This is a genomic window from Pontibacter sp. FD36 (genome assembly GCF_015686655.1).
Classification (GTDB): Bacteria; Bacteroidota; Bacteroidia; order Cytophagales; family Hymenobacteraceae; genus Pontibacter.
The window spans coordinates 189151-214736 of record NZ_JADPMP010000009.1 but is presented as its reverse complement, the minus strand read 5'-3'; the positions used below and the strand labels follow the sequence as shown (position 1 = coordinate 214736).

Genomic DNA, 25586 nt, shown 5'->3' with positions numbered 1-25586 from the left:
TTTTTACGATTTTAGCTTGACAAAGAAGCATTATGCACAAAATTGAATACTGGATAGAGGAGAACCTCAACCTGTCGGCTGCCATACAGGAGAACATCGTGAAGTCACTTGTGGCTTTACTGGTGCTTTGGATCGTGAGCCGGGTGCTGCTACGACTGGCTTCGCGACAACAGACCGACTCCCGCAAGCTATACCAATGGAGAAAGACAACCAACTACGTCGTGACGGGGCTGGGAATTATTTTTCTGGCCAATATCTGGTTCGACGGCTTCAGGTCCATCACCACGTTCCTGGGTATCTTCTCGGTCGGTCTGGTGGTAGTGCTCCGCGATCCGATACTGAACATGATGGGCTGGGTATTCCTTATCTGGAAGCGCCCATTCAAAGTAGGCGACCGCATTAAGATAGGCCTCTATACCGGCGACGTCATCGACATCGGCTTCTTCCAGTTTACCATCAACGAATTGGGTGAGTGGGTGGATTCTGAGCAGGCGACGGGCCGCGTGGTGCACATCCCCAACAGCCAGGTATTCACGCAGGGGCAAATCAACTACAACTACGGCTTCCCGTTTCTGTGGCACGAGGTGCAGGTAAGGGTTACTTTTGAAAGCAATTGGCAGAAGGCGAAAACCATTTTGCAGGAGATCGGGAGTCGGCATACCGAAAAACTGACAGGGGAGGTGGAGCAACGCGTGCGCATAGAGGCGCAGCAGCACCTGATCTTCTATCGAAGCTTCGAGCCGCGGGTGTTTACCAAAGTCAGAGAGAACGGTATACAGCTTACTTTACGCTACCTCTGCAACCTGAATGGCCGTCGGGAGAGCGAAAACAAGATATGGGAAGACGTGCTGTCCGAGTTTCTGGCCACATCGGATATTCGCTTCGCTTACCCAACCACCCGTTTCTACAGCGCCGCCGAAGGGCAGGAGAGCGAAACAGAACTGCAGCGGATTGTATCGTCGCGAAAGAGCTTGGAGTAGAATAAAAAAGGAGCCTGTTCTTTTATAGAACAGGCTCCTTTTTCTTATGCCGGAGATTTGAAATTATACTGCTTTGCGAACCGCTCAGCTTTAATTTTTATACTCCCTTTGCCTCCTTTTCTTTAGCCTCTTCCCGGAACTCCTTCATCCTTGCAAAATAATCCCGCGCGGCAGCCATCACCTTTGGCGAAAGCAACAGGGCCGATACCATGGTAGGAATCGCCATCATAGCATACATGCCGTCGATAAGGGCGATTACGGCAGTGATGGTGGCGGTGGCGCCAAACACGATAGTGGCTACATAGAAGTAGTTGTAGTAGTGCTTATACTTCGCACCGAAGAGGTAGCTGAAGCATTTGGTGCCATAGTAAGAGTAGGAAAACAACGAAGTGAAGGCGAAAATCATCACACACACCACCAGTACATAGCTGCCAAAGCCAGGCATGGCATTGTTGAAGGCAGTGGCCGTCATAGTCACGCCGCTGGCATCGGTATCCTGCCACGTACCCGTCAGGATGATGGCCAGACCGGTGAGCGTACAAACTACGATGGTGTCAATGAAAGGTCCTAGCATGGCAACCAGTCCCTCGCGAATAGGCTCGTCGGTTTTGGCGGCGCCATGCATCATAGAGGCCGTGCCTATACCTGCCTCATTCGAGAAGGCCGCCCTGCGTGCACCCGCAATAATGATCGCACCCACAGCACCGCCCAGCACAGTTTGAGCCGAGAAGGCGTCCCTGAAGATCAAGGCGAAGGCATCAGGTATAGCAGTGTAGTTCACGAACATGATGTAGAACACAGCCAACATGTAGAGCACCACCATGCCTGGCACCATTTTGCCCGCCACATGGCCAATGCGCTGTATACCTCCGAAAATCACCAGAGATGTAATGAACACCAGCACCAGTCCGATGGTAAGGTTGGTGTAGAATAAGTCAGTGGTCGTGAATCCATTAGGCTCGAGCACAACCTCCCGGATGACCTGCGTGAGCTGGTTGGCCTGGAAGATAGGCAGCGTACCAAACAGACCCGCAATAGCGAAGAAGGCCGCCAGCGGTTTCCATTTCTTGCCAAGGCCTGTCTCAATCACGTACATCGGTCCGCCCTCCAGGTGGCCTACGCTGTCGTGGCCACGGTACATCACCGACAGGGAACAGGTAAAAAACTTGGTGGCCATACCTACAAAGGCACTCACCCACATCCAGAACAGCACACCCGGCCCGCCAATGGCGATGGCCACGGCCACACCGCTGATGTTGCCCATGCCTACAGTAGCCGCCAGCGCAGCCGACAGCGCCTCAAAGTGGTTGATGTCCCCCGGGTCGTCGGGGTCGTCGTATTTGCCACGCAGCACGTTGATGGCATGGCGCAGGTAGCGGAAGGGCAGGAAGCCTGAGTAAAACATAAAGTAAAAACCGCCGCCCATCAGGAGGATCAACAAAGGCATACCCCATGCGGCGTCACTAAACCATACTAAAAACTCTTCTAATGCTTTCAATAGAAAATAGGTTGCTTAAGTAGAAAGCTACAAAGATACGCTTAGAATGGCAACCAATGGCACTATACAATTGCCGTATTTTTTCGTAGCTTACAGATATAGGTGCCAGTACTGGTACAGGTATACTGCTAAACCCATGCCGATGAAAACCAGGTTTATAGTACTGATCGACTTTTCCTCTTACTCTAAATTTGAGCTGCAGCTGGCCAAGCACTGGGCTGACAGCATGGCCGCTGACGTGTTGCTTCTGCACGAGCCCATTGTTATGGCACCAGCCCTCACCGATGCCAGCACTCGCAATGAAATAATCGGTTATGAGACCGATAAAGCCCTGAACAAACTCAAAGCGTTTGCGATGCAGCACCTGCCTGATACACGCCACATCAGCTATCGGGTAGCCGAGGACAGCCTGATTATATCGCTGCAGCGTCTGTTAAGTGAGTACTATTATAATATAATCTTTGTAGGGCTGAAAGGGACTGGCTTCCTGAAGCGGATCTTTATGGGCAGCATGGCCATTAGTGTAATTGACGAAACAAACGATGTGGTAGTGGCTGTGCCCCGGCACTCTTTCAACATGGCGCCTGACACGCTTTATGTAAGTGTGTACTACAAATACAGACTCAACACGGCAGAGCTTGACAAGGTGCTTCAGCTGTTCGGTGATAAGATCAAGCACATCCGTTTTCTGTCTGTAGTGGCGAAGAAGGACAGCATGAAGCAAACGATGAGCTACCTGAAAGAGTTGCGGGAGATGTACCATGGTGAGCGTGATGCTCACATAGAGGCTTTCGAGGGAGAAGATGCTTTCTATACCTTAAAGCAATACATGAACGCCCACGCCGATGGCATGCTGGTGGTACAGAAAGGGTCCCGCTCTTTCACAAACCAGGTTTTTCGCCGCTTCCTGATCAACGAGTTGGTCTACGACGCCTCTGTTCCGCTGATTGTGTTGCCGGAGGTAGAGCAGGAACAGGTATAGCACATCTAGGTATAGAACCAAGTCTTAAAACTAAAAGCCCCTGTGCTCTGTATTAAGTCGGGAGCGCTTTTTTTAGTGCACACGCCACACCCCAATCTACTACTATGAACCTAAGTGAGCTGATCAACAACCAATTTTACGAGTTCGCCCTCATTATCTTTCTGGCTACTTTGGCTGGAGCCATTGGCCGCGTGCTGCGGCAGCCACTTATCGTGTCGTTTATCGCGGTAGGCATACTGGTAGGGCCCTCGGTGCTCAACATCCTCAATTCCGAACATGAGATTGATCTGCTCGCCGAGATGGGTATTGCCATTCTGCTCTTCGTGGTAGGCCTCAAACTGGATATCAACCTGATTAAATCGACGGGAAAAGTAGCTTTGATGACAGGCCTCGGGCAGGTGATCTTTACCTCGGTCTTTGGTTTTGGCATTGCCATGGCGCTAGGTTTTGAGTGGTTGGAGTCGCTGTATGTGGCGGTGGCACTCACGTTTTCGAGTACCATCATCATCGTCAAGCTGCTCTCCGACAAAAAGGAGATCGACATGCTGCACGGGCAGATCGCACTTGGCTTCCTGATTGTGCAGGACATTGTGGTGGTCGTAGTAATGATCGTGCTGTCGGCGCTGGGTGCCGAGTCGGATCGCTCCGTCGGAATGGACCTGCTCTTTGTGTTCGGCAAGGGCATTGCCATGTTTGCGGTGGTGGCCGTGCTTATGAAGTATGTGATTCCGAGAGTGACCAAGCAACTGGCCGACTCGCAGGAATTACTGGTGCTCTTCTCCATTGGCTGGGCGATCCTGCTGGCCGCGCTGGGCGATTTTCTGGGCTTTAGCAAGGAAGTGGGTGCTTTTCTCGCAGGTATATCGCTGGCCTCCACACAGTACCGCGAAGTGATCAGCGGCCGACTCACCAGCGTGCGCGACTTCCTGCTGTTGTTCTTTTTCCTTGATCTGGGTTCGCAACTCAACCTGGGGCTGATGGGCGAACAGGTCGTGCCGTCCATTATATTCTCGGTGTTTGTGCTGGTCGGCAACCCGATCATCGTGCTCATCATCATGGGTATTATGGGCTACCACAAGCGCACCTCCTTTAAGGCAGGCCTAACCGTAGCGCAGATCAGTGAGTTCTCGCTTATCCTCATCAACATGGGCATGGGCGTGGGTCACATCGACGAAGAAACGTTAGGACTGGTGACGCTGGTTGGCCTTATCACCATCACGCTCTCCACCTACATGATCATGTTCTCGGACAAACTCTACGACTGGCTTGGGCCCATGCTCGGCGTATTTGAGAAAAAGAAACCGACGCAGCCCAAGGAGCTCGAAGACGATACCGAAAAACTGGATGTGCTTATCTTCGGCTTAGGGCGTTACGGCCAGCGTATAGCCACTGCCTTAAAAGAAAAAGGACTGAAGTATGTCGGGGCAGACATCAACCCGGCCATTGTGAACAACTGGACAGAGAACGACTTGAATGCCGTGTACTGCGATGCCGAAGACCCGGATTTAGCCGAGGTGTTGCCTATAAAAAAGGTATCGAACGTCATCAGTACCATTTCGGAGGTGAACGTAAACATCGCCCTGATGAAACTGCTGTGGCACCACGATTTTCAGGGCCAGGTGGCTGTAACCGCTACCAGCGACAGAGCTGTAGTGGCGCTCAGAGAGGCAGGCGCCCAGTTCATTTTAGAACCTTACAAAGACTCTGCGCAGCATGTAGCCGAAATGTTCAGTCACGAAGTGGAGAAAGACGAAAAGGCGGAAGCGGAGCAAGAGATAGAAAGTGATCAGGAGAGAACCAGAAAAGAAGATGATTCCGAATAGCGAAGGCTTCACCCAACTCGACATGCCCGATGCCGAGGTATACTACGCAGCGCACTTTTTCACGAAAGAAGAAAGCGACCTATACCTGCAGCGACTGACCGAGGAAGTAGCCTGGCAGCAAGAGGAAATCAAAATGTTTAGCAAACAGCTGCCCCTGCCACGTCTCACTGCCTGGTACGGAGACAAAGGCTATACCTACTCAGGCCTGTACAATGCACCCCAGCCCTGGCTGCCTGTGCTGCAGGAGCTGAAAGAAAAAGTAGAAGCCGCCTCAGGCGACAGGTATAACAGCGTGCTGCTCAACTACTACCGTCACGGGCAGGACAGCATGGGCTGGCACGCAGACGACGAAAAATCGCTTGGGCCAGGTATAGCCTCCATCAGTTTTGGCGGAGAGCGGGGCTTTGCCTTTCGGCACCGCAAGCGCAAAGACCTGCCTGCTTTGAAGCTTACACTGCAGCACGGCAGCCTCTTGCTCATGCAGGCAACTACGCAACAGCACTGGCAGCACCAACTGCCCAAAACAAGTCGTCCTATCGCGCCCCGCATTAACCTGACTTTCCGTACAATCATTGGCTAAGGTATAATGCCGCCGGAGTATTGCCTTTCCCGATTGGAAAACGTTTCTTTACAGAACAAGAAGCCCTGAACCTCACACTATGACTGAGAGAAAGAACATCACCATCATGGGAGCCGGACTGGTTGGTTCGCTGCTGTCGCTATATCTGGCCAAGCGCGGTCACAAAGTGGACATCTACGAGCGCCGACCCGACATGCGCAAGATCCTGCTTGATGGTGGCCGTTCGATCAACCTCGCCCTGAGCGACCGCGGCTTCAAAGCGCTTAGAGGTATAGGTATAGAGGAGGCTGTGCGCAAAGTGGCTATCCCGATGCATGGCCGCATGATGCACGATGAACAGGGCAAGCTCACGTTTCAGCCGTACGGTAAAGAGGGGCAGTCGATCTATTCGGTTTCCCGTGCAGGTCTGAACGCTGCTTTGATGGATCTGTCGGAGTCAAATCCCGATATCACCTACCACTTCAACCGCCAGCTGCTCGACCTGGACCTGCGCCAAAGCAAAGCCACACTGCGCAATCACGAAACAGGCGAGCTGGAAGAGCTGCAAACCGAAATGCTGTTCGGAGCCGACGGGGCTTTTTCGATGGTGCGCAACGCCATGCAGAAAACCGAACGCTACAACTACTCACAAAGCTACCTGGAGTACGGCTACAAGGAGCTGACCATACCGCCAACCGCAGACGGTGGCTGGGCATTGGAGAAGAACGCCCTGCACATCTGGCCGCGCGGCAACTACATGATGATCGCCCTGCCCAACATCGACGGCAGCTTCACCTGTACCTTGTTTTTTCCTTACGAGGGTGAGCTTTCCTTTGAGAGCATCAAAACCGACGACAACCTGCTCAACTTTTTCCTGCAGACTTTCCCCGATGCTATACCTTTGATGCCTGATCTGGCCGAGGACTACTTCTCTAACCCCATCGGTTCGCTGGTGACGGTCAAGTGCTTCCCCTGGTCTTTCGAAGACAAAGCTCTGCTGATCGGCGACGCCTGCCATGCGGTGGTACCGTTCTACGGGCAAGGTATGAACGCTGGCTTTGAGGATATCACCGTGCTGGACCAAATGCTCGAAAACTTCAGCGGGGATTGGGAAAGCCTGTTCAAGAAGTTTGAGCGCAAACGCAAACCCGATGCCGATGCCATTGCCGACCTGGCCGTGATGAACTTCATCGAGATGCGCGACAAGGTGGCCGACCCGCGCTTCCTGCTCCGCAAGAAGATTGAAGGCAAGATCAACCAGCAATACCCCGACAAGTGGATTCCGCTCTACTCCATGGTAACCTTCACAGACTTACCTTATTCCTACGCCCTGGAGACAGGCCGTGAGCAGGACAAGATCATGAAAAAGGTGATGAAGCATATCAAAACTGTGGAAGACTACGACAAGCCGGAGGTGCATAAACTGCTGGAAAAGCAGCTTGTTAAGAAAGAGAAACTGAAAAGCTATCAGGCGCAGGAGGCGTAAAAACCTGCTAATCCAGCTAAGCTTCTCTCAATTTACAATAGCCTTTTTTGGGGCCATATCCTGCTTATATTTTACATTTAAGTTACCTTTTCCATCGGAATATTAAAAGTAAAGTTTGGGGCCTCTGAGAGCAGTTGAATAACCTGGCTAGGTTCTTGCAAGTTATAGCTTCAAAACATTTTAATTAAGAGTCAGGTATAGCTTATATAGCGATCAAGTGAACCCGTCTTTCTTTATTCATCATTTCAAAATTTTTAACCCCGAGTCTCATGAATATTTTACATAAACTGAAGGCCACTGCCGTGGCAGGACTTGTTGTAGGCTTCGTGTCAATAGGCGGTAGCGCAGTAGCCCAGCAGGCTACTCCTCAGAAAGCACCGCAGCAACAGGCGCAAGCTATTTCTGATCAGGATATCAAGCTTTTTGTAGATGCCAGTACCCGTTTGATGGAGCTGCAGCAGGAAAGCGAAAAAGCCATGCTGGTGATTCTGGAAGAAGAGAAACTAAGCGTTGATAAATTCAACACCCTGGCGCAGGCACATCAGCAGCAGAAGCTGGCTGAAGCCGAAGGCACAGCAGAAGAGAAGGCCGCTTTTAACAAAGCGATCGGACGTATGATGGAAATGCAACCTGACATTGAAAAGAACATGCAGGCTGCTATTCAGAAAGATGGCATGTCAGTAGAGCGCTACGAGCAGATCATGCTGGCTTACCAGCAGGACCCGGCCGTGCAGGCCAAGATCCAGAAAATGATGGGTTTGTAAAAGCTCTCAGGTATAAAGCACAAAAAAGCTTCGCCGAATTCCGGCGAAGCTTTTTTATTGGCCTTAGTTCTGTGTGAACTCCAGTATCTTAAAGGTCTTACTACGCTTGTCGAAATAGCCGTAGTGCAGCTTGTTGTTGCCATAGCGGTATAGTGTCTTATACTCTGGCTTCTGCTTCAGCTCTTCTTCGTAAGCCTCTATCTTGTCCTGCACGGTGGCGGCGGCACTGTCGTCTTTTGCTACATAAGCTTTGTCGAGCGTCTCACTATCGAGCACAGCTCTGAAATAGGTGCTCGTTCCAGGCCCCACTGGCTCACCCGATCGGTTATAAAACGGATCGTAGTAGTAGCGGTTGTACGGGAACATGCTGTAGCTGTACGGTAAGGTATAGGCCGGTACCCAGCGTCCTGGCATCAGGTATAGCCCACGTGAGGTCTGGATAAAGCGATCGGGCGTACGCACTAGTCTGCCCGGGTCTCCGTTTATGTTGCGGCGGCTTGGCGGCTGGTACGAACCGATGGTAAGCTGCAGTGTGCTATCGTTGAAGGCATCTACGGTAATAGCAGGTTTGCCCGTCGACAGGTTGCGCATCACCTTAGAGGTCTTCTCGATCACGCTATTGCCTGACGAGAACAAGGCGCCTGCTCCCCGCTGGTGCACTGGCGTAGCTTTAATGTCGATATCCTGATCAGCCGTATACCTGTACTCCTTGATTGGCTGCAGGGTGTTGAAGTTAAAGGCGGTCAACGTAAATTCGTCTTTCTCCAATTGTACCCGGAACAGGGTGTTGGCATGCAGGAAAGAGTTGAAATTGGACGCGCTTTTAACGGTCAACGACGGCAGTGTACGGTATTCGGTTTGGCCACTTGGCCAGTCGAGTGTCAGAATCTCAGTGGTCAGTTCATTCTTCTTGCCACGCAGCGAGAAACCGTCGAATACCAGGTATAGCTTATCACCGCGGGTGTAGATCTTGCTGCGGTGCTGACCGGCAAACACGGTGCGCTCCAAGTCAGGGTGCACAAAGATCAGTTCCTGCTGGCGTTCGCTACGGGTACGGGTGCGCGGCAGGTCCGCCATCTGGAAGGTCTTCTTCTCGTAGTAGCTTTCATCCAACTCACGGTGCAGGATCAGGTTATCCTTCTTATCGGTATAAATCATGTAAAAATGAGATGCATCGGCAAAGGCGCCGACAAACGTCTCGTTTCTGTCACGGCGCAGCGGCACATCGGGCAGGCTACGGAAACCACCGCTATACCTGTTTACGGCAAAAGGGCGCACAAACTCTTTGCTGCCGTTTACATACCGGCTATAAAATACAAACTCAGTATCGGTTACGCGGGTACCCAGCACCTGTGGCTGCTGGCCGTTGCGGTACGGTATCTCCTGAGTCGCTACGGTCTGACCCTTCGCATCTACCAGGCTAAAGTGCAGCTTGCCACCCTGAAAGAAGTAGAGACAGACATTGCCGTCACCATCGGCCACCGACACCAGATCTTCAGCCCGGCGCAAGGGAAGCTCCAGGCTGGCGAACTCCTGCTGCGCACGCACCTCAGGTGCAGCAAAACCGAGCAGGAGCAAGGCTAATATTATATATCGCATAAGGCTATTTATTAGGGATTTATCTGAAGTAAGATAGCAAATTTCTAGCCAAAAAGAGAGCCCGGCTAAGGTATAGCCGGGCTCTATGTTCACGCAGGTATAACCTGTGTTAAAACTCTGCGTTTTTCGGTGTGCGTGGGAAAGGGATCACGTCGCGGATGTTGCCCATACCTGTCACGAACTGCACCATGCGCTCGAAACCCAGACCGAAGCCGGCATGCGGACAGCCACCGAAACGACGGGTGTCGAGGTACCACCACAGGTCCTCCTCGTGTATACCTACGCCTTTCATGCGCTCCACCAGTATGTCCATGCGTTCCTCACGCTGCGAACCACCCACGATCTCGCCTATACCTGGCGCCAGGATGTCCATAGCGGCCACAGTCTTGCCGTCGTCGTTGAGGCGCATGTAGAAGGCCTTGATGTCTTTCGGATAGTCCGTTACAATCACCGGCTTTTTGAAGTGCTTCTCTACCAGGTAGCGCTCGTGCTCACTCTGCAGGTCGATGCCCCACTTCACGTCATACTGGAATTTCTTCTTTTTGTAGTGATTCGAGTTGAGCAGGATATCGATCGCCTCGGTATAGGTTACACGCTCAAAGTCGTTGTTCACCACAAACTCCAGTTTCTCGAGCAAGGTCATTTCCTGGCGCTCGTTCTGCGGCTTGCTCTTATCTTCTTCTGTCAGGCGCTGGCCCAGGAACTCGATGTCCTCGCGGTTGTGCTCCAGTGCGTAGCGGATGATATACTTGATAAACTCCTCGGCCAGGTCAGCGTTCATCTTCAGGTCATAGAAAGCCATTTCCGGCTCGATCATCCAGAACTCAGCCAGGTGACGGGCGGTGTTGGAGTTTTCTGCCCGGAAGGTCGGGCCGAAGGTATAGATATCACTGAAAGCCATGGCTGCCAGCTCACCTTCCAGCTGACCAGATACCGTCAGGTTGGTGGCTTTGCCGAAGAAATCCTCTTCGTAGTTCACCTGTCCGTTTTCGGTAAGCGGCGGGTTGGTTGGGTCTAGCGTGGTTACGCGGAACATCTCTCCGGCGCCCTCTGCATCAGAGGCCGTGATGATCGGCGTGTGCATGTACACAAAGCCCTTCTCGTTGAAGAACCTGTGCACGGCAAAAGCCAAAGAGTTGCGCACGCGGAACACAGCTCCGAAGGTGTTGGTACGGAAGCGCAGGTGCGCGATCTCGCGCAAAAACTCCAGCGAGTGCGCTTTCTTCTGCAGTGGGTAGGTTTCCGGATCGGCTTTGCCCAGCACTTCAATCGTGTTGGCCATGATCTCGTAAGCCTGTCCCTTGCCCTGCGACTCTACCAGCTGCCCCGTAATAGCTACGGCAGCACCGGTGGTTACGTCCTTCAGGGACTCCTCGCCAAACTTCTCGGCATCGGCTACTACCTGCAGGTTCTGTATCGTGGAGCCGTCGTTCACGGCGATGAAATTCACAAATTTGTTGCCGCGCTTGGTGCGTACCCAGCCCTTCAATAAAACCTCGTTGCCTACACCGGCACCCGTCAGTAGCTCTTTTACTTTTGTGCGTTGCATGTTATTTCTAGTAGCGTAATGTGTCTGAACAAATTATAGGTTAAGGTATAATTTTCTGCCCTTCAGCAAAGGCAGAAAAAGGTACGTAAAAAAGCGCAAACCAGCGGCCCTAATCTACTTAGGTAAAGTCCTGTAGCAGGCAAGTTGACCACTGTTGGCACCTGGGTGCAGCCCCTTTCCCAATAATCCCTCAAAGTAACGATATTTTAACCTTTTTTGTAAATGCAAGTAAAATTATCCTAAATTTGAAGGTGCACTGACAGGCGCCAAAATCCATTTTCACCCACTATGCAGCGACTCGATTTAAGACAACTCTTATCCCAGAAGTTATCGCCGCAGCAGATACAATTTATCAAGCTGCTGCAGATACCTACTGTTGAGCTGGAGGCACGCATAAAAGAGGAAATGGAGGTTAACCCCGCCCTGGAAGAAGGCCGTGAAGAGCCCGAAAACGAATACAGCGACTCCGAGTCGGATGACTACGACAGCGATGACGACTACGGCAAAGACGATGTCGACATCAATGACTACCTGAACGACGACGAGATAAGCGGCTACAAGATGCAAGGCGACCGCGGTGGCGATGATGACGATGATCGCGAAATGCCCATCGCCATGTCCACCTCGCTCACCGACAACCTGATGGACCAACTGGGCTTTCTGGAGCTCGACGACAAGCAGTACACGATTGGGATGCAGCTCATTGGCAGCATTGATAGCGACGGGTACATCCGCCGCGACCTGAGCTCTATTGCCAACGACCTGGCCTTTTCGCAGAATGTGATGACCTCCGAAGAGGAAATTGAGCAGGTGCTGCACATGATCCAGACCTTCGACCCGGCAGGTATAGGCGCACGTGATTTGCCGGAGTGCTTGCTGCTGCAGCTCGAGCGCCGTGAGCAGGACGAAACCATCCGGTTGGCCGAGCGCATCATTAAAGACTCATTTGACGAATTCACTAAGAAACATTACCAGAAAATACAGAGCAAGTTTGGCGTGTCGGAAGAAGAGCTGAAAAAAGCTATCGACGTCATCATCAAACTTAATCCGAAGCCAGGTGGTAGCGGTGCCGGCATGACGCGGGTGCAGTACATTATACCTGACTTCATCCTGACGAACGAAAATGGGCAGCTGCAGCTTTCGCTCAACTCCCGCAATGCCCCGGACCTGCGCATTAGCCGCTCCTATGCCGATATGTTCGACGCCTACGACAAGTCGGACAAGAAAGACAAGAAGCTGAAGGAGACAGTGGCTTTTGTAAAGCAGAAGCTCGATGCGGCCAAGTGGTTTATCGATGCCATACGTCAGCGCCAGAACACACTGCTGCGCACCATGGAGGCCATCATTAAATATCAGCACGATTTCTTCCTGGAAGGCGACGAAAGCCAATTGCGTCCGATGATTCTGAAAGATATCGCCGAGGAGATCGGAATGGACATCAGTACGGTGAGCCGTGTGGCCAACAGCAAGGCCGTGCAGACTGAGTTCGGTATTTACCCGCTCAAGTACTTCTTCTCCGAAGGTATCGCCACCGATTCCGGCGAAGATGCCAGCAGCCGTGAGGTGAAGCATATTCTCAAAGAGATTATTGACAAAGAGAACAAGCGCAAGCCACTCTCCGACGAAAAGATAGAAAAGCTCCTGAACGACAAAGGCTACAACATAGCCCGCCGCACCGTGGCCAAATACCGCGAGCAGCTCAACATACCGGTAGCACGTCTGCGGAAAGAGCTTTAATAGAATGAATTAATTAATAAGGATGAATAATTAATTAGCCGTTCATTGCGAAGCGTATACCTGTCAGATAACTCAAAAATTTAGTCACTATTCATTCGTCATTAATAATTAGCCTTTCTTGAACCGCTCCCTTGCCCGCTTTTTGTCTGTTGCGTTTCACCCACTGCTGATGCCGACGTATCTGTTCGTCATCATTCTTTACTTTCTGCCAGTTTCCTCTATTTCGCTGCCATTGCAAAGCCGCTGGATCATACTTGGAATGGTCTTCTTTAGCACCTTCATGGTGCCTGGGCTTGGTGCCTTTGCGATGTTCAAAACCGGCTTTATCGACTCATATGAGATTGACCGGCGCGAGCAGCGCAGCAAACCACTCCTGTTCACGGCCCTTTGCTATGCGGTCACGACTTACCTGTTTTACTCAGAGCCTGTTTTTGATCAGCTTTTCTATTTTATAATGGCCGTGATCACAGCATCTGTCTTTGTGGCCTGGTTCGTATCCTTTTTCTGGAAGATCAGTGCGCACGGCATCGGATTGGGAGGGGCCTTGGGTGTGCTTCTGCTGGTGAACAAACTGATGCCCGAAGCAGGTTTGCTTATGCCTATCATATTGCTGATCCTGGTATCTGGGGCGGTGCTCTCGGCCAGACTGGCGCTGCACGCTCATACCCCGGCGCAGGCCTATACCGGCTTTCTGACAGGGCTTGTACTAGTGCTTATGGCGGGTTTGGTAGCGCTATAGCCGTTTTTGCTCTTCAGGGTGATTATCTATACCTTTGGTTATCTCTACTATAAACAAACGACAACATGAACTACGAGTGCTTGCTATATGACGTGCAGGATGGCATCGCAACCATCACGCTGAACAGACCCGATGTTTTCAACGCCTTTAACGACAAGCAGAGCTACGAGCTGCAGGACGCCCTGAAGCAGGTGACCCGCGACGACAGTGTGCGGGTGGTTATCCTGACGGGTGCCGGCCGGGCCTTCTGCTCCGGGCAGGACCTCAAAGCCATCGCCAGTGCCGACAAGCGTGATCTGTCGGAGTCGCTTGAGAAAAGGTATAACCCGATCATCCGGGCGATGCGAAACCTCCCCAAGCCGATCATCTGCAAGCTGAACGGTGTGGCTGCAGGTGCCGGTTGTTCCCTTGCTTTGGCCTGTGACCTGATCGTTGCCTCCACCGCTGCCAGCATGATCGAGGTGTTCGTGAACGTAGGCTTGGTGCTCGACTCTGGGTCCTCTTTCTTCCTGCCGCGTGTAGTAGGTTCGCTTAAGGCCTTCGAGTTGAGTACCCTAGGCTCTAAAGTAAGCGCTGAAGAAGCGCTGCAGCTCGGTATGGTAAACAAAGTGGTAGCGCCTGAAGAACTGGACGCTGCCGTGGCTGAACTGGCTGCCCGATACGCTGTGGCACCAACCAAAGCCATTGGTCTGATGAAGAAAATGCTTAACAAGTCCTTCAACTCTACTTTGGACGAAATGTTGGATTACGAGGCACACTGCCAGAAAATAGCCGGTAATTCAGCTGACTATAAGGAAGGCGTGACTGCCTTCAACGAGAAGCGCAAGCCGAACTTTACAGGTGCTTAAGGTAACTCCTGACTCAGAAACATAGGTATAGAAGCCGGAACTTGCGTCCGGCTTTTTTTTATACCCTGAATTTTAGGCCGTTTGCCCATGCGACCAGCCCGTTCACACATATCTGCAGTTATGATAGGCGATCAACTACTTGTTATAGTATACATATAGTAGTATTCAAAGGGTAAATTAGCTTAAAATTATGAAAAATCAGTTTCTCCTCATCACGATAGTACTGTTGTGGGTGTTGCTGACGACTCCTGTACATGGGCAGGACTGCAATGGCTATATGCTGCTAACTGAAAATGCTGAGTACGAGATACTCAACTACAACCAGCGCAACAAACTCACAGGCCGCATGCTTTACAAAGTAACCGATGTGCGGCGCAACGGAAATAAATCGGAGGCTACGGTTCATACCCAGATGTATGACGAGAAGGGCAAAATGGCCAACGAAGGCAGCTACCAGGTAGGTTGTGAAAACGGTTCCATTTGGATAGACATGCGCTCGCTTATGAACCCGGATATGATGGAAGCTTACAAGAACATGGAAGTCAAAATGGAAGGCGACCACATGGACTACCCGGCCTCTCTCAGTCCGGGGCAACAACTTAAAGACGGCAGCTTCACCATCAATGTCATAGACAAAGGCAGCGGCCAGAACATGAGTACGATTACGATGCAGGTAACAGGACGCACCGTGGGCAACAAAGAGCGGCTGGAGGTGCCGGCCGGTACATACGAAGGCTTCAAGATAAACCAGGACATGGAGGTGCAGACCCGTGCCATGGGCATGAAAATGCCCAGTACCCGTATGCAAACGGTCGAGTGGTTTGTGCCCGGCACCGGCTGGATCAAGTCAGAAACCTACCGCAATGGCAAACTAATGGCTTACAGTGTGCTCAACAAGATCAATAAGTAATCAGAAAGAATAGCCGATCGAGAAGTTCAGCTGCGGAGAAGGCCCCACCGTGAAGACGGCGCCTTCATCGGAATGCATCACATGCCCGATGATGTTTTCCCTGATCAGGTCTCCGCCGTTGGTGGCATTGGCAATCTTAACCCGTCCCCCAAGTCCTCCTGACAGCTCTGTGGTAAAGTGGCGGCCCAGCCGGAACTGGTAGCCCAGGTGGTAGCTCAGGTCTATGGCATTCTGGTAGAGCCGGCCTACATACCTGAAATCGGGGTCGCTGGGCGGCACGTCCGGCAGGTCAAACACATTGCGCTCAAACACAATGAAACGGTAGCTGAACATGGGGCCGTGGAAAAAGCCGAAAGGAGCAGGTTTTTTCTTAGAGGTATAGTAACGCTGACTCATCCGGATGCCGATGCCCATCACATCCTTTATATTAGTTGACCAGCCATCGCCCTTCATGTGCAGTTTGTAAAAATAATTCAGTCCGAACTCGTTACTGATACCGGGTGCGCGCACTTTTTCATAAGAAACGAAAACTTCTCCGTAGTGCAGCGGGTGTATCTTGAATACCTTGTCATGGTCTTGGTCAATGTTAGCCATCTCGGCACGATCCTCCCTTTCCTGCTCCGTTACCTGTGCATGGGTTGCGGTACAAATCATAAAACAATAGAAGAATACCAAAGCTGCGGTGGGGCGCAAGGCCAGGAATCGTGTCATATGGTTTGGCTTAAGAAGGGTTGCAGGCTTGTTTCAGGTATATATCGTTTTATGCCTGAGATGGTTGTAGCCTTTTCCGCCTATGTTGCATACCCCCTCACTTTAACCCAGAAAATCCTCCAAACAGCGGTTTTTTGACTGTGTCTACTATATTAAAAGCACATAATATAACAACATTGCATTAGGGGCGTATACCAATCTGTTCAAACTATTTTACTATTAACAAGAAATAACACTATGAAAAGAATTGCAACAACAGGATTAATGGCATGTGCCTTTATGTTCGGCACAATGGCCTGTGGCGGCTCGGGCAACGACAGCGTAGAACAGGCACAGGAAGCTACCGAACAGACCTTTGAGGACACTGCCATGGAGGACCGCAGAGTAGAGGCCTCTGAGTTTGTGACCAAAGCAGCCAGCAGCAGCATGATGGAAGTAGAGGCAGGTAAACTGGCGCAGGAACGTGCGACCAACTCACAAGTGAAGGAGTTTGCCGCTATGATGGTGAAGGACCACTCAGCGGCAAATGACGAGCTGCGCACGCTGGCAACCAGCAAAAACATCACGCTGCCTGACAGCATGAGTAACGAGCACATGGACCAGATGCGTGATTTGCGCGACAAGCAAGGCGCTGAGTTTGACAGAAACTATATGGACAAAATGGTGAGCGCGCACGATAGCGACATCAGCATGTTTGAGGATGTAGCAGAAGACGAAAACTACGCAGATGCGGATGTGAAGGCCTTTGCCAGCAAAACACTTCCAAAGCTGCGCCAGCATCGTGACCGTGCCCAGCAGATCAGAGACGCCCTTGGTAATAACTAAGCACTTGCTCTGATTTATTTTATAAAAAGACTATCTTGAGCATCTGCAGCCCTTTTGGTTGCAGATGTTCCTGTTTTAAACCCATGTGTATGATTCGGAAATTTACGGTGTATATGGCGAGCGCCCTGCTGCTGTTGGGCAGCACCTCATGTGGCGGAGACGATAGCATAGAGCAGGCAGCTGCCCAGAGTGTAGAGCAGTTTGAGGCTGCCGGTGTGCAGGGAATGAAAAACGATGCCCTGTTCATAGCAGAGGCCACCAGCGCAAATATGCTGCAGGTGCAGCTCGACGACCTGGCTTTGGAGAGAGCTGTCAGTCCAGAGGTAAAAGAAATGGCGCAGGAGATGAGCACAGGTCACCGTCGTGTGATGGAAGACCTGCAGGATGTAGCTGTTCAAGGCGAATTTGTAGTGCCTAACGAACTGGGCAGTTCGCATCAGAAGGTATACAATGAAGTAAGCGGTGAAACAGGTATTGGCTTTGACCTGGCCTACATCAAGCGTATACGCGAAGAGCACAATCGTTTGCTAAAACGCTACGAAGACATGGCAGAGAACGCAATCAATATGGATGTAAAGCAGTTTGCCTCCAAGCAACTCCCGCTCCTGCGGCAGCACCTGCAGAAGGCCGAAGCACTCGAAGACAGACTAGGAAGCATCTAGAAACGAAAAGTCCGCTGCTATACCTTAGCAGCGGACTTTTCAAATATGCTGAGCTATACCAGATCCTAAGCCTGACCGTTTTCGCGGTAGTGGCTGGTCTTGAGCTCCTCTTTCAGGAAGCGGGCGGTATAGCCTTTCCCTTTTTTGACGATTTCCTCTGGCGTACCGGCAGCCACAATAGTACCACCGCCCTCGCCACCTTCCGGCCCGATGTCGATGATCCAGTCGGCTATCTTTATCAGATCGAGGTTGTGTTCAATGATCAGCACCGAGTTGCCTTTGTCAGTCAGCTTGTGCAGCACCTCACTCAAGTGCTCGATGTCCTGGAAGTGAAGACCGGTCGTTGGTTCATCCAGAATGTAGAGCGTTTTGCCTGTATCTTTCTTCGATAGTTCTGTTGCCAGTTTCACACGCTGCGCCTCACCGCCTGATAGGGTAGTCGCCTGCTGGCCGAGGGTAATGTAACCTAAGCCCACCTCATTGAGTGTCTGTATCTTGCGCAGGATGCGTGGCTGGCTCTCAAAGAACTCCACTGCCTGCTCTACCGTCATGTCCAGCACATCGGTGATGCTCTTTCCTTTGAAGCGCACTTCCAGCGTTTCGCGGTTGTAGCGCTTGCCTTTGCAGACTTCACATGGCACGTACACGTCCGGCAGGAAGTTCATTTCGATCGTGCGCATACCTGCGCCTTCACAAGCCTCGCAGCGGCCGCCCTTCACGTTAAACGAGAAACGACCTGGGTTATACCCTCTGATCTTGGCCTCCGGCAGCTGCGCAAACAGTGTACGGATATCGGTAAACACACCCGTATAAGTAGCTGGGTTGGATCGTGGCGTACGACCGATCGGTGATTGGTCTACCTCGATCACTTTATCAAGATGCTCCAATCCTTCAATTTTCTTATAAGGAAGCGGGTCACGCTTGGCTCGGAAGAAGTGTGTGTTCAGGATAGGATAGAGCGTATCATGTATGAGCGAGGACTTGCCACTGCCCGACACACCGGTTACGCACACCATCTTACCGAGCGGCAGCTCCAGTGTTACGTTTTTCAGGTTGTGGCCCGTAGCGCCTTTCAGTTTCAGTACTTCACCTGTGCCCGGACGCTTCACACGCGGCACGGCTATACCCCGGCGGTTACTCAGGAAGTCGGCGGTGGTGGTACCGGCCTTCATCATGTCTTCTGGCGTGCCGGCGGTTACCACCTGGCCACCGTGTATACCTGCGCCCGGACCGATGTCCACCACATAGTCAGCCTGCAAAATCATGTCTTTGTCGTGCTCCACCACAATAATGGAGTTACCCAAATCGCGGAGGTCCTGCAGGGCTTTGATAAGACGCTCGTTGTCGCGCTGGTGCAGACCGATGCTCGGTTCATCCATGATGTAAAGCACACCCACCAGCTGCGTGCCGATCTGGGTAGCCAAGCGTATACGCTGACTCTCACCACCAGACAGTGTTTTCACAGGCCGGTGCAGACTCAGGTAATCCAGACCCACATCTAACAGGAAGCCGATACGCTTGCGGATCTCTTTGAGGAGTTCCCGGGCAATCACATTCTGGCGCTCGTTCATGCGGTCTTCCACGCCCTCAAACCAAGCCGCCAGTTTGTTGATATCCAGCACTGAGAGCTCGCCTATATTGGTATCAGCGATCTTGAAGTGCAGGGATTCTTTTTTGAGTCTATACCCGTTACATTCCGGGCAAGTGGTGGTCTGCGCAAAATCCTCTACCCAAGAGCGGATGTTGTCGGAGTCCGATTCCATCTGCCCTTTCAGGAAATTGACAATGCCCTCAAATTCGACTACATAGTTGCCCTTTTTAGTATTCACTTCCAGCTCCTCTTCCAGACCATAAAGCAACACCTTCAGCACATCCTCCGGCAGGTCTTTGATCGGCGTCGAAACCGATACCTTGAAATGCTTGAAAAGGGCCTCAATCTGCTTAAAGATCCAGATGTCACGGTACTCGCCGAGGGGCGCTATACCTCCGCGACGAATACTTAGGCTCTTATCAGGTATAACAGACTCTTCCGTGATCTCCTGTATCTCACCCAAACCGTTACACACCGGGCAGGCACCGTAAGGGGAGTTGAACGAGAAGGAGTTTGGAGCCGGATCGTCATAGGCTATACCTGTGGCCGGGTCCATGAGGTGGCGTGAGAAGAAGTGCGTCTTGTCGGCGTCAACGTCCAAGATCAGAACTGTGCCCTTGCCGTGCGTGAGTGCATTCTGGATAGAACCTGACAAACGGAAACGGTCTTCTTCTTTCACCACAATCTTGTCGATCACGATTTCGATGTCGTGAATCTTGTAGCGGTCCACCTGCATTTTCGGGGCAATCTCCACCAGTTCGCCATCCACGCGGGCACGTATAAAGCCCATCTTGCGTATTTGCTGAAAGAGTTCGCGGTAGTGCCCTTTACGGCCTTTTACCACCGGGGCCAACACCACAATGCGCTTGCCGTCGAAGTTCTCCAGGATGTGGTTTACGATCTGGTCGTCGCTCTGGCGCACCATTTTCTCGCCGGTCACATAGCTATACGCCTCGGCCGTACGAGCCCAGAGCAGTCGCATGAAGTCGTAAATCTCGGTGATAGTGCCTACTGTGGAGCGTGGATTGCGGCTCGTGGTCTTCTGCTCGATGGAGATCACCGGCGAAAGTCCTTCGATCTTGTCCACGTCAGGGCGCTCCAGTCCGCCCATAAACGAGCGGGCGTAAGCCGAGAAGGTTTCCATGTAGCGGCGCTGTCCTTCGGCGTATATGGTGTCGAAAGCCAGCGAGGACTTGCCCGAACCACTAATACCGGTAAAAACGACCAGCTTGTAGCGGGGCAGCTTGATGGAAATGTTTTTGAGATTATGTTCGCGGGCACCGTATACTTCGATCTGCTGTGTTTCTCCGTCCTCAGAGAAGGCAGTGGCGGTGCCGGTTGCTGTGTCTTGCGCTTGATTAAAAGCCATTCAGGAATGCTTGATTTTAAATAGCAAAGGTACAAAAATATCAGCTCCTCCGGACTCGAAGATGCTAACCCTTCTTAACAGAGATCAGCGCTAAATGGTTTAGCTTTTAGCAATTATCCTTAGCTTTTACCTCAATCTATGTTTCCGTAGCGTGATGCCTGTTTTTCGTGAAGTTCCTCGTGGTGGTGGCTCGTGGGTTGGTAGTCCTGCCGATGGCGTTGGATCAGTTTCTGCTTATTCAGGTAGCGTACAAAGCTATACACAGCCAATAGTATCCCGATCGGCATCAGGGTAAGCCCGATCAGCTCCATGTACATGTGCTGCGAAAACTTAATAGCGGCAAAACCACCGGCTATGAGCGCAATGGCCGTTCGGAAATAAGCCATCAGGGTACGCTCGTTGGCGAAGATGGTGCGCTGTATAGCCATCTCGTCCCGTATTTCCGAGTTTTTCTTCTCCAGCTTCTGGATTTTCTTCTTCAGCTTTTTGATCTCGTCTTGTTCCGGCGCCTGCATTTTTTCGCTTTTTGAGAAATATACGAAACTAATGCGAGGGAAGGCATAGCTGTCAGCTTTTGTAAAGTCATCGGTTGAATCCCGAATAATGGTTTCTATCACGTTGAAGGCTGCTTGCCGTTTTCGCCGGGCTGTAGCAGGTCATCATGTGCCCGCTCGTGTTCATGACTGGTAGGGCAGTAACCCTGGTGGTGATTCTCAATGATACGCTGCTTGTGTCTATACCTGATAAAGCTGTAAACACCCAGTATAATGCCGATGGGAATCAGGATAACGCCAATGATTTCCAGGTACAGATCATCGGAAAGCTTGATGGCAACAAAACCACCTACTGATATGGTCATGGCGGTGCGCAGGTAAGCCATCAGAGTACGTTCATTGGCGAAGATGGTGCGTTCTGCCGCCATGTGGTCACGTATCTCCGCGTTTTTCTGCTCCTGTACTTTCAGCTTCTTCTTGAGCTTCTTGATCAACTCTTTGTCCGCGTCTGACATAGGCTTGGGGCTTTCCTGTTATTATGTACGATTCTACTGGGCTAAGGTAATGGCAATCAGCTAAAGCTTTCAGGTAGAGCCGAATTCAAAATTTTCAAATTCAATGTTAAAACTATATATTGCTAAGGTGCAAAGCAGCTCCTTTTATACCTGCTGCGCACATACGCCAACCGCACCTCCGTTTTATGAAAAGACGCTACCACTATTTTCTGCTTGCAGTACTGATGCTATTGTCAGGCTATACCTGGGCGCAGGACGCCGGGCAGATACGCATCACGGCCAGCTATCAGAACCAGCCCCTGAACGCAGTGCTGCAAGACCTGCAGCAGAAGCACAAACTGCGCGTGTTTTACCAGCCCGACTGGGTGGAAGGTATACAGGTGACCCAGACCTTTGAGCAGGAGCCACTCACAAGTGCTTTTCAAAGACTTTTGGAAAAAGCCCAACTGTCGTTTGTGCTGTACGATGACCACACCGTAGTGCTGGTGCCTCTTTCTGCGGCTTCCATTTTTCGGTCTGATACAGTGACGTCAGGGGCAGCTGCCGCAGGGAAGGCCGCTGAGCGCATTGTGACGCTGAGCGGACAGGTGCGCAGTGCCAAAACAGGCGAGCCTTTTATAGGAGCCACCGTGCTGCTTGTGGAAACAGGAAAAGGCACTGTTGCCGACGAGCAGGGCAGGTATACCTTGTCGGTGCCGGCAGGTAACTATACCTTGCGGGTGCGGGCCATTGGCATGGTGGAGGACCAGCGGCGGGTTAGCCTGCAGCAGAGCCGCACCATGAATGTCGAGCTCTTTGAAGTTAGCAACCAGCTGCGGGAAGTAGAGATATCGGCCAAAGCGCCTGACCATAACGTGGAAAGTCTGGAGATGGGCGTGGCACGTTTGTCAATACAGGAAGTGCGCAAGATGCCTAACTTCCTGGGAGAGGTGGATGTGTTGCGGAGCGTAATTGCGCTGCCCGGCGTTACCACTGTAGGGGAGGGGGCCAGCGGCTTCAATGTGCGCGGGGGCAGTATCGACCAGAACCTGATCCTGCAGGACCAGGCACCGCTTTTCAGTGCGTCTCACCTGTTCGGCTTCTTCTCAGTTTTTAACCCGGATATGGTGCAGGATGTTACCCTGTACCGCGGCGGTATACCTGCCAGGTATGGCGGGCGCATCTCGTCGGTGCTGGACGCGGAGCTAAAAGAGGGTAACAAAAAAGCGCCGATCCTGAGCGGAGGCATCGGTTTGCTGGCCAGCCGCCTGATGGTGGAAGGGCCGCTGCTGAAAGACAAAGCTTCTTTTGTACTCGGAGCCCGTGGCGCTTACCCGGGGTTGGCACTGCGCTATGTGCCTGACAAGTCCGTGCGCGACAGCGACGGCTATTTTTACGACTTCAATGCCAAGGTCGACTATACGATCAGTGCCAAAGATCAGTTGATGGTGTCAGGCTACCTGAGCCGCGATGGTTTCCGTTTTGGGGCTGATACCACTTATACCTGGGGCACCGCTACTGCAACTGCCCGCTGGAACCACACCTTCAGTGACAAACTCCTGTCGAGCGTAACGGGTGTGGTGGGTGACTATGACTATGGCGTGGAGGCCGAAACAGATCCCTTCAGCTATACCCTCGACTCAGAGATAAAATACAAGCAGATTAGGGCAGACCTGAACTACGAACCTACTGTGCGGCATAAAATGGGCCTGGGTGCCTCGTCCTCCTGGTATGAATTCAGTCCCGGCACCCTAACGCCCGGCTCAGAACTGTCCAGTCTGCTGCCTGTCAGCATGCCGCGGGAGCGCTCCGTTGAAGCCGCGCTATACCTGGACCACGAATACGCCCTTAGCCCGAGGATATCAGTTAGCTACGGATTGCGCTACTCTTCATACTATAACCTGGGGCCGGGCGATGTGTACGTGTACGATCCGGAGTCGCCACGCAGGGAGTCTACTATCATTGATACACTGAGCTACAGCAATGGCGGCGTGATTCAGCAGTATGGTAACTTTGAGCCACGTGCTTCCCTTAAAATAAGCCTGGGCGAAAATAGCTCGGTGAAGCTGGGCTACAACCGCATGGCGCAATACATTCACCTGATATCTAATACAACGGCAGCCTCCCCGGTGGATATCTGGAAAACGAGCAACCCGAACCTGCGCCCGCAGATCGGCGATCAGGTGGCGCTTGGCTTCTTCAAAAACCTGCAGGACAATACTATTGAACTCTCGGCGGAGGCCTACTATAAAAAGCTGCACGACCTGGTGGAGTATAAAGACGGTGCCCGGCTCCTTCTCAACAACACACTAGATGCGGACCTGCTGCCAGGCGAGGGCAAGGCTTACGGTCTGGAGCTGATGATGCGCCGTAAGGGCAAAAAGCTGACGGGCTGGGCAAGCTATACCTATTCCAGGTCGCTCCGCCGCGTCAATGGCCCTACACCCGAAGAGCGCATCAACAACGGCAATTTCTTCCCGGCAAACTTCGACAAACCGCATGACCTTACCTTGGTCATGAACCAGCAGCTGACCCGCCTGATCAGTCTGTCAGCCAACTTTACTTACAGCACCGGCAGACCGATCACTTATCCGGAATCAGTGGGCTACATCGATGGGCTGCTGATCGTGAACTACAGCGACCGCAACCAGCACCGCATACCGGACTACCACCGCCTGGACCTGGCGTTTGTGATAGACGGCACCAACAAGCGAAACGCCAACTGGGTGAGCAGCTGGGCCTTCTCGGTATACAACGTGTACGGGCGCAAAAATCCTTATTCGGTCTTCTTCAAACCAGCCTACGGCGGCACTATTCCACAGGCTTACAGGCTATCGGTGATCGGATCGGCGGTACCAGCCATTACTTACAATTTCAAGATCACACGATGAGAAAGCTGTTGCTGAGTTGGCTGGTGGCTGTGATTGGCTTAGGGACGTCTGGTTGTATTGATCCGATTGCGATACAGACCGGGGAGACGGAGCCCCAACTGGTGGTGAGCGGGCTGATCACAGATCGCCCCGACGAAACGCTGAACAAAGTGAGCATCTCCTGGTCAGAATCATTTGACAGTGAAAATAAGGTTGTGTACAATAGGCCTGTGCTGGGAGCCTACGTCAAAATTCTGGATAATCGGGGTGCAGGGTTTCAGCTGATTGAGGGGGAGCGGGGAGTTTACTTCCTGCCTCAGTACCTGGCAGGGGAAGTTGGGCAGCACTATAGGCTGTACATCAAGTTGCCCGACGGCCGGGAGTATGAATCGGCACCCGAGCTGCTGCAGCCATCTCCGCAGATAGAGCACGTGACCTATACCTTCAAAGAGTTTACCGAAGTTGTCAGAAATGGCAGCGGCGAACTGGTAGAGCAGACCTCAGAAGGCTTTGAGGTATACGCTACCCTGGCAGATCCGGCTGGCACCGCTAACTACTACCGCTGGGATGCAACCGGTGTATTCGAGTACTTCAGTCGCGCTCCCGATGCCATTCCTATACCTGCTACCCAATGCTGGTCTTTTGCAGGGCGTGTTACAGGCAGAGCTGTAACTGCGGGCGACAGGCTCTTTAACGGAAATACGCATAAGCAGACGGTCGTAGTATTGCCTGCTGACATGCCTACCAAGTACCTGGTCAGAGTGCGGCAGTATGCGCTCACCGCACAGGCTTATGAGTTCTGGCGGCTTTTTGAACAGCAGCAATCCAGCGTAGGAAGCATATTTGATCCGCCACCCGCCAAAATACGGGGCAATCTATACAGCTTAAGCAATCCGGCAGAAGAGGTGATCGGGTATTTTGGCGCTTCGGGGGTTAGCGAAAAAGGTATTCTAATCGACAGGGCAGTGCACGCTCCTTTCCGAAGTGGGCCTTACGAGCCACCTTTTGTGGTGCCGCCCCAGGATTGCCGGATTCTTTTTCCGAACAGCACCGCCATGAAACCGGCTGGTTTTTAAGATTTACAGATTATTGTCTT

General features: G+C 52.0%; 21 protein-coding genes. 14 read left to right on the top strand and 7 right to left on the bottom strand.

Translation table 11 applies throughout. From position 1 onward, the window contains the following. The first annotated feature begins 32 nt into the window (after positions 1-32). The gene (locus I0P70_RS14375; protein WP_196119221.1) at positions 33-980 is read left to right on the top strand and encodes a mechanosensitive ion channel family protein; all 948 of its coding nucleotides are present in this window, start codon (positions 33-35) and stop codon (positions 978-980) included. A 97-nt stretch (positions 981-1077) separates the two neighbouring features. Here the strand turns inward: I0P70_RS14375 and I0P70_RS14370 are convergent, their stop codons facing one another. After that, positions 1078-2478, bottom strand: coding sequence for a sodium:alanine symporter family protein (locus I0P70_RS14370; protein WP_196119219.1), 1401 nt, complete (start codon positions 2476-2478; stop codon positions 1078-1080). Positions 2479-2620: 142 nt separating this feature from the next. Between I0P70_RS14370 and I0P70_RS14365 the strand changes: the two genes are divergently transcribed. The 5 genes from I0P70_RS14365 (at position 2621) to I0P70_RS14345 (ending at position 8092) form a co-directional block, all read left to right on the top strand. Continuing rightward, positions 2621-3460, top strand: coding sequence for a universal stress protein (locus I0P70_RS14365; RefSeq protein ID WP_196119217.1), 840 nt, complete (start codon positions 2621-2623; stop codon positions 3458-3460). Positions 3461-3564: 104 nt separating this feature from the next. Beyond that, the gene (locus I0P70_RS14360) at positions 3565-5283 is read left to right on the top strand and encodes a cation:proton antiporter (protein WP_196119214.1); all 1719 of its coding nucleotides are present in this window, start codon (positions 3565-3567) and stop codon (positions 5281-5283) included. Further along, the gene (locus I0P70_RS14355; protein WP_196119205.1) at positions 5270-5863 is read left to right on the top strand and encodes an alpha-ketoglutarate-dependent dioxygenase AlkB; all 594 of its coding nucleotides are present in this window, start codon (positions 5270-5272) and stop codon (positions 5861-5863) included. Before I0P70_RS14360 ends, I0P70_RS14355 begins: the two co-directional genes overlap by 14 nt. Positions 5864-5942: 79 nt before the next feature. Continuing rightward, positions 5943-7328, top strand: coding sequence for an NAD(P)/FAD-dependent oxidoreductase (locus I0P70_RS14350; RefSeq protein WP_196119203.1), 1386 nt, complete (start codon positions 5943-5945; stop codon positions 7326-7328). Positions 7329-7597: 269 nt separating this feature from the next. Then, positions 7598-8092, top strand: a complete 495-nt coding sequence (locus I0P70_RS14345) for a DUF4168 domain-containing protein (protein WP_196119201.1) — start codon at positions 7598-7600, stop codon at positions 8090-8092. A 63-nt stretch (positions 8093-8155) separates the two neighbouring features. On the opposite strand, the gene I0P70_RS14340 is transcribed toward I0P70_RS14345, so the two are convergent. Next, positions 8156-9691, bottom strand: coding sequence for a hypothetical protein (locus I0P70_RS14340; protein ID WP_230392206.1), 1536 nt, complete (start codon positions 9689-9691; stop codon positions 8156-8158). A 109-nt stretch (positions 9692-9800) separates the two neighbouring features. Continuing rightward, positions 9801-11240, bottom strand: coding sequence for an asparagine--tRNA ligase (gene asnS, locus I0P70_RS14335; RefSeq protein ID WP_196119199.1), 1440 nt, complete (start codon positions 11238-11240; stop codon positions 9801-9803). A 288-nt stretch (positions 11241-11528) separates the two neighbouring features. Here asnS and rpoN point away from each other — a divergent pair, with 288 nt between their 5' ends. From rpoN to I0P70_RS14315, 4 genes are all read left to right on the top strand, one after another. Then, positions 11529-12977: an RNA polymerase factor sigma-54 gene (gene rpoN / locus I0P70_RS14330; RefSeq protein ID WP_196119197.1), complete on the top strand. Its 1449-nt coding sequence runs from the start codon at positions 11529-11531 to the stop codon at positions 12975-12977. A 118-nt stretch (positions 12978-13095) separates the two neighbouring features. Next, complete coding sequence (locus I0P70_RS14325) at positions 13096-13716, top strand: hypothetical protein (protein ID WP_196119195.1); 621 nt, start codon at positions 13096-13098, stop codon at positions 13714-13716. A gap of 65 nt (positions 13717-13781) precedes the next feature. Continuing rightward, a complete protein-coding gene (locus I0P70_RS14320; protein ID WP_196119193.1) occupies positions 13782-14564 on the top strand; it encodes an enoyl-CoA hydratase-related protein in 783 nt (260 codons plus the stop codon). Between the two features lie 190 nt (positions 14565-14754). Further along, positions 14755-15474, top strand: coding sequence for a hypothetical protein (locus tag I0P70_RS14315; RefSeq protein WP_196119191.1), 720 nt, complete (start codon positions 14755-14757; stop codon positions 15472-15474). Here I0P70_RS14315 and I0P70_RS14310 read toward each other — a convergent pair whose 3' ends face one another. Continuing rightward, entirely contained in the window at positions 15475-16185 is a 711-nt protein-coding gene (locus I0P70_RS14310; RefSeq protein ID WP_230392205.1) for an ABC transporter ATP-binding protein, read from the bottom strand. It abuts the gene before it with no gap. Positions 16186-16422: 237 nt separating this feature from the next. Here I0P70_RS14310 and I0P70_RS14305 point away from each other — a divergent pair, with 237 nt between their 5' ends. Together I0P70_RS14305 and I0P70_RS14300 are read left to right on the top strand one after the other, a co-directional pair. Then, complete coding sequence (locus I0P70_RS14305) at positions 16423-17010, top strand: DUF4142 domain-containing protein (protein WP_230392204.1); 588 nt, start codon at positions 16423-16425, stop codon at positions 17008-17010. Positions 17011-17099: 89 nt separating this feature from the next. Continuing rightward, the gene (locus I0P70_RS14300) at positions 17100-17672 is read left to right on the top strand and encodes a DUF4142 domain-containing protein (RefSeq protein WP_196119189.1); all 573 of its coding nucleotides are present in this window, start codon (positions 17100-17102) and stop codon (positions 17670-17672) included. Positions 17673-17737: 65 nt separating this feature from the next. On the opposite strand, the gene uvrA is transcribed toward I0P70_RS14300, so the two are convergent. The 3 genes from uvrA to I0P70_RS14285 all read right to left on the bottom strand — a co-directional run bounded on the left by uvrA (position 17738) and on the right by I0P70_RS14285 (position 21641). Next, positions 17738-20632: an excinuclease ABC subunit UvrA gene (gene uvrA / locus I0P70_RS14295; protein WP_196119187.1), complete on the bottom strand. Its 2895-nt coding sequence runs from the start codon at positions 20630-20632 to the stop codon at positions 17738-17740. Positions 20633-20763: 131 nt separating this feature from the next. Beyond that, complete coding sequence (locus tag I0P70_RS14290) at positions 20764-21249, bottom strand: YidH family protein (protein ID WP_370583232.1); 486 nt, start codon at positions 21247-21249, stop codon at positions 20764-20766. After that, positions 21246-21641, bottom strand: a complete 396-nt coding sequence (locus I0P70_RS14285; RefSeq protein WP_196119178.1) for a DUF202 domain-containing protein — start codon at positions 21639-21641, stop codon at positions 21246-21248. Before I0P70_RS14285 ends, I0P70_RS14290 begins: the two co-directional genes overlap by 4 nt. Before the next feature lie 185 nt (positions 21642-21826). Here I0P70_RS14285 and I0P70_RS14280 point away from each other — a divergent pair, with 185 nt between their 5' ends. Both I0P70_RS14280 and I0P70_RS14275 read left to right on the top strand, forming a co-directional pair. Beyond that, positions 21827-24511: a TonB-dependent receptor gene (locus I0P70_RS14280; RefSeq protein ID WP_196119176.1), complete on the top strand. Its 2685-nt coding sequence runs from the start codon at positions 21827-21829 to the stop codon at positions 24509-24511. Further along, positions 24508-25566: a DUF4249 domain-containing protein gene (locus I0P70_RS14275; RefSeq protein WP_196119174.1), complete on the top strand. Its 1059-nt coding sequence runs from the start codon at positions 24508-24510 to the stop codon at positions 25564-25566. The genes I0P70_RS14280 and I0P70_RS14275 overlap by 4 nt, the downstream gene beginning before the upstream one ends. The last annotated feature ends 20 nt before the right edge of the window (positions 25567-25586 follow it).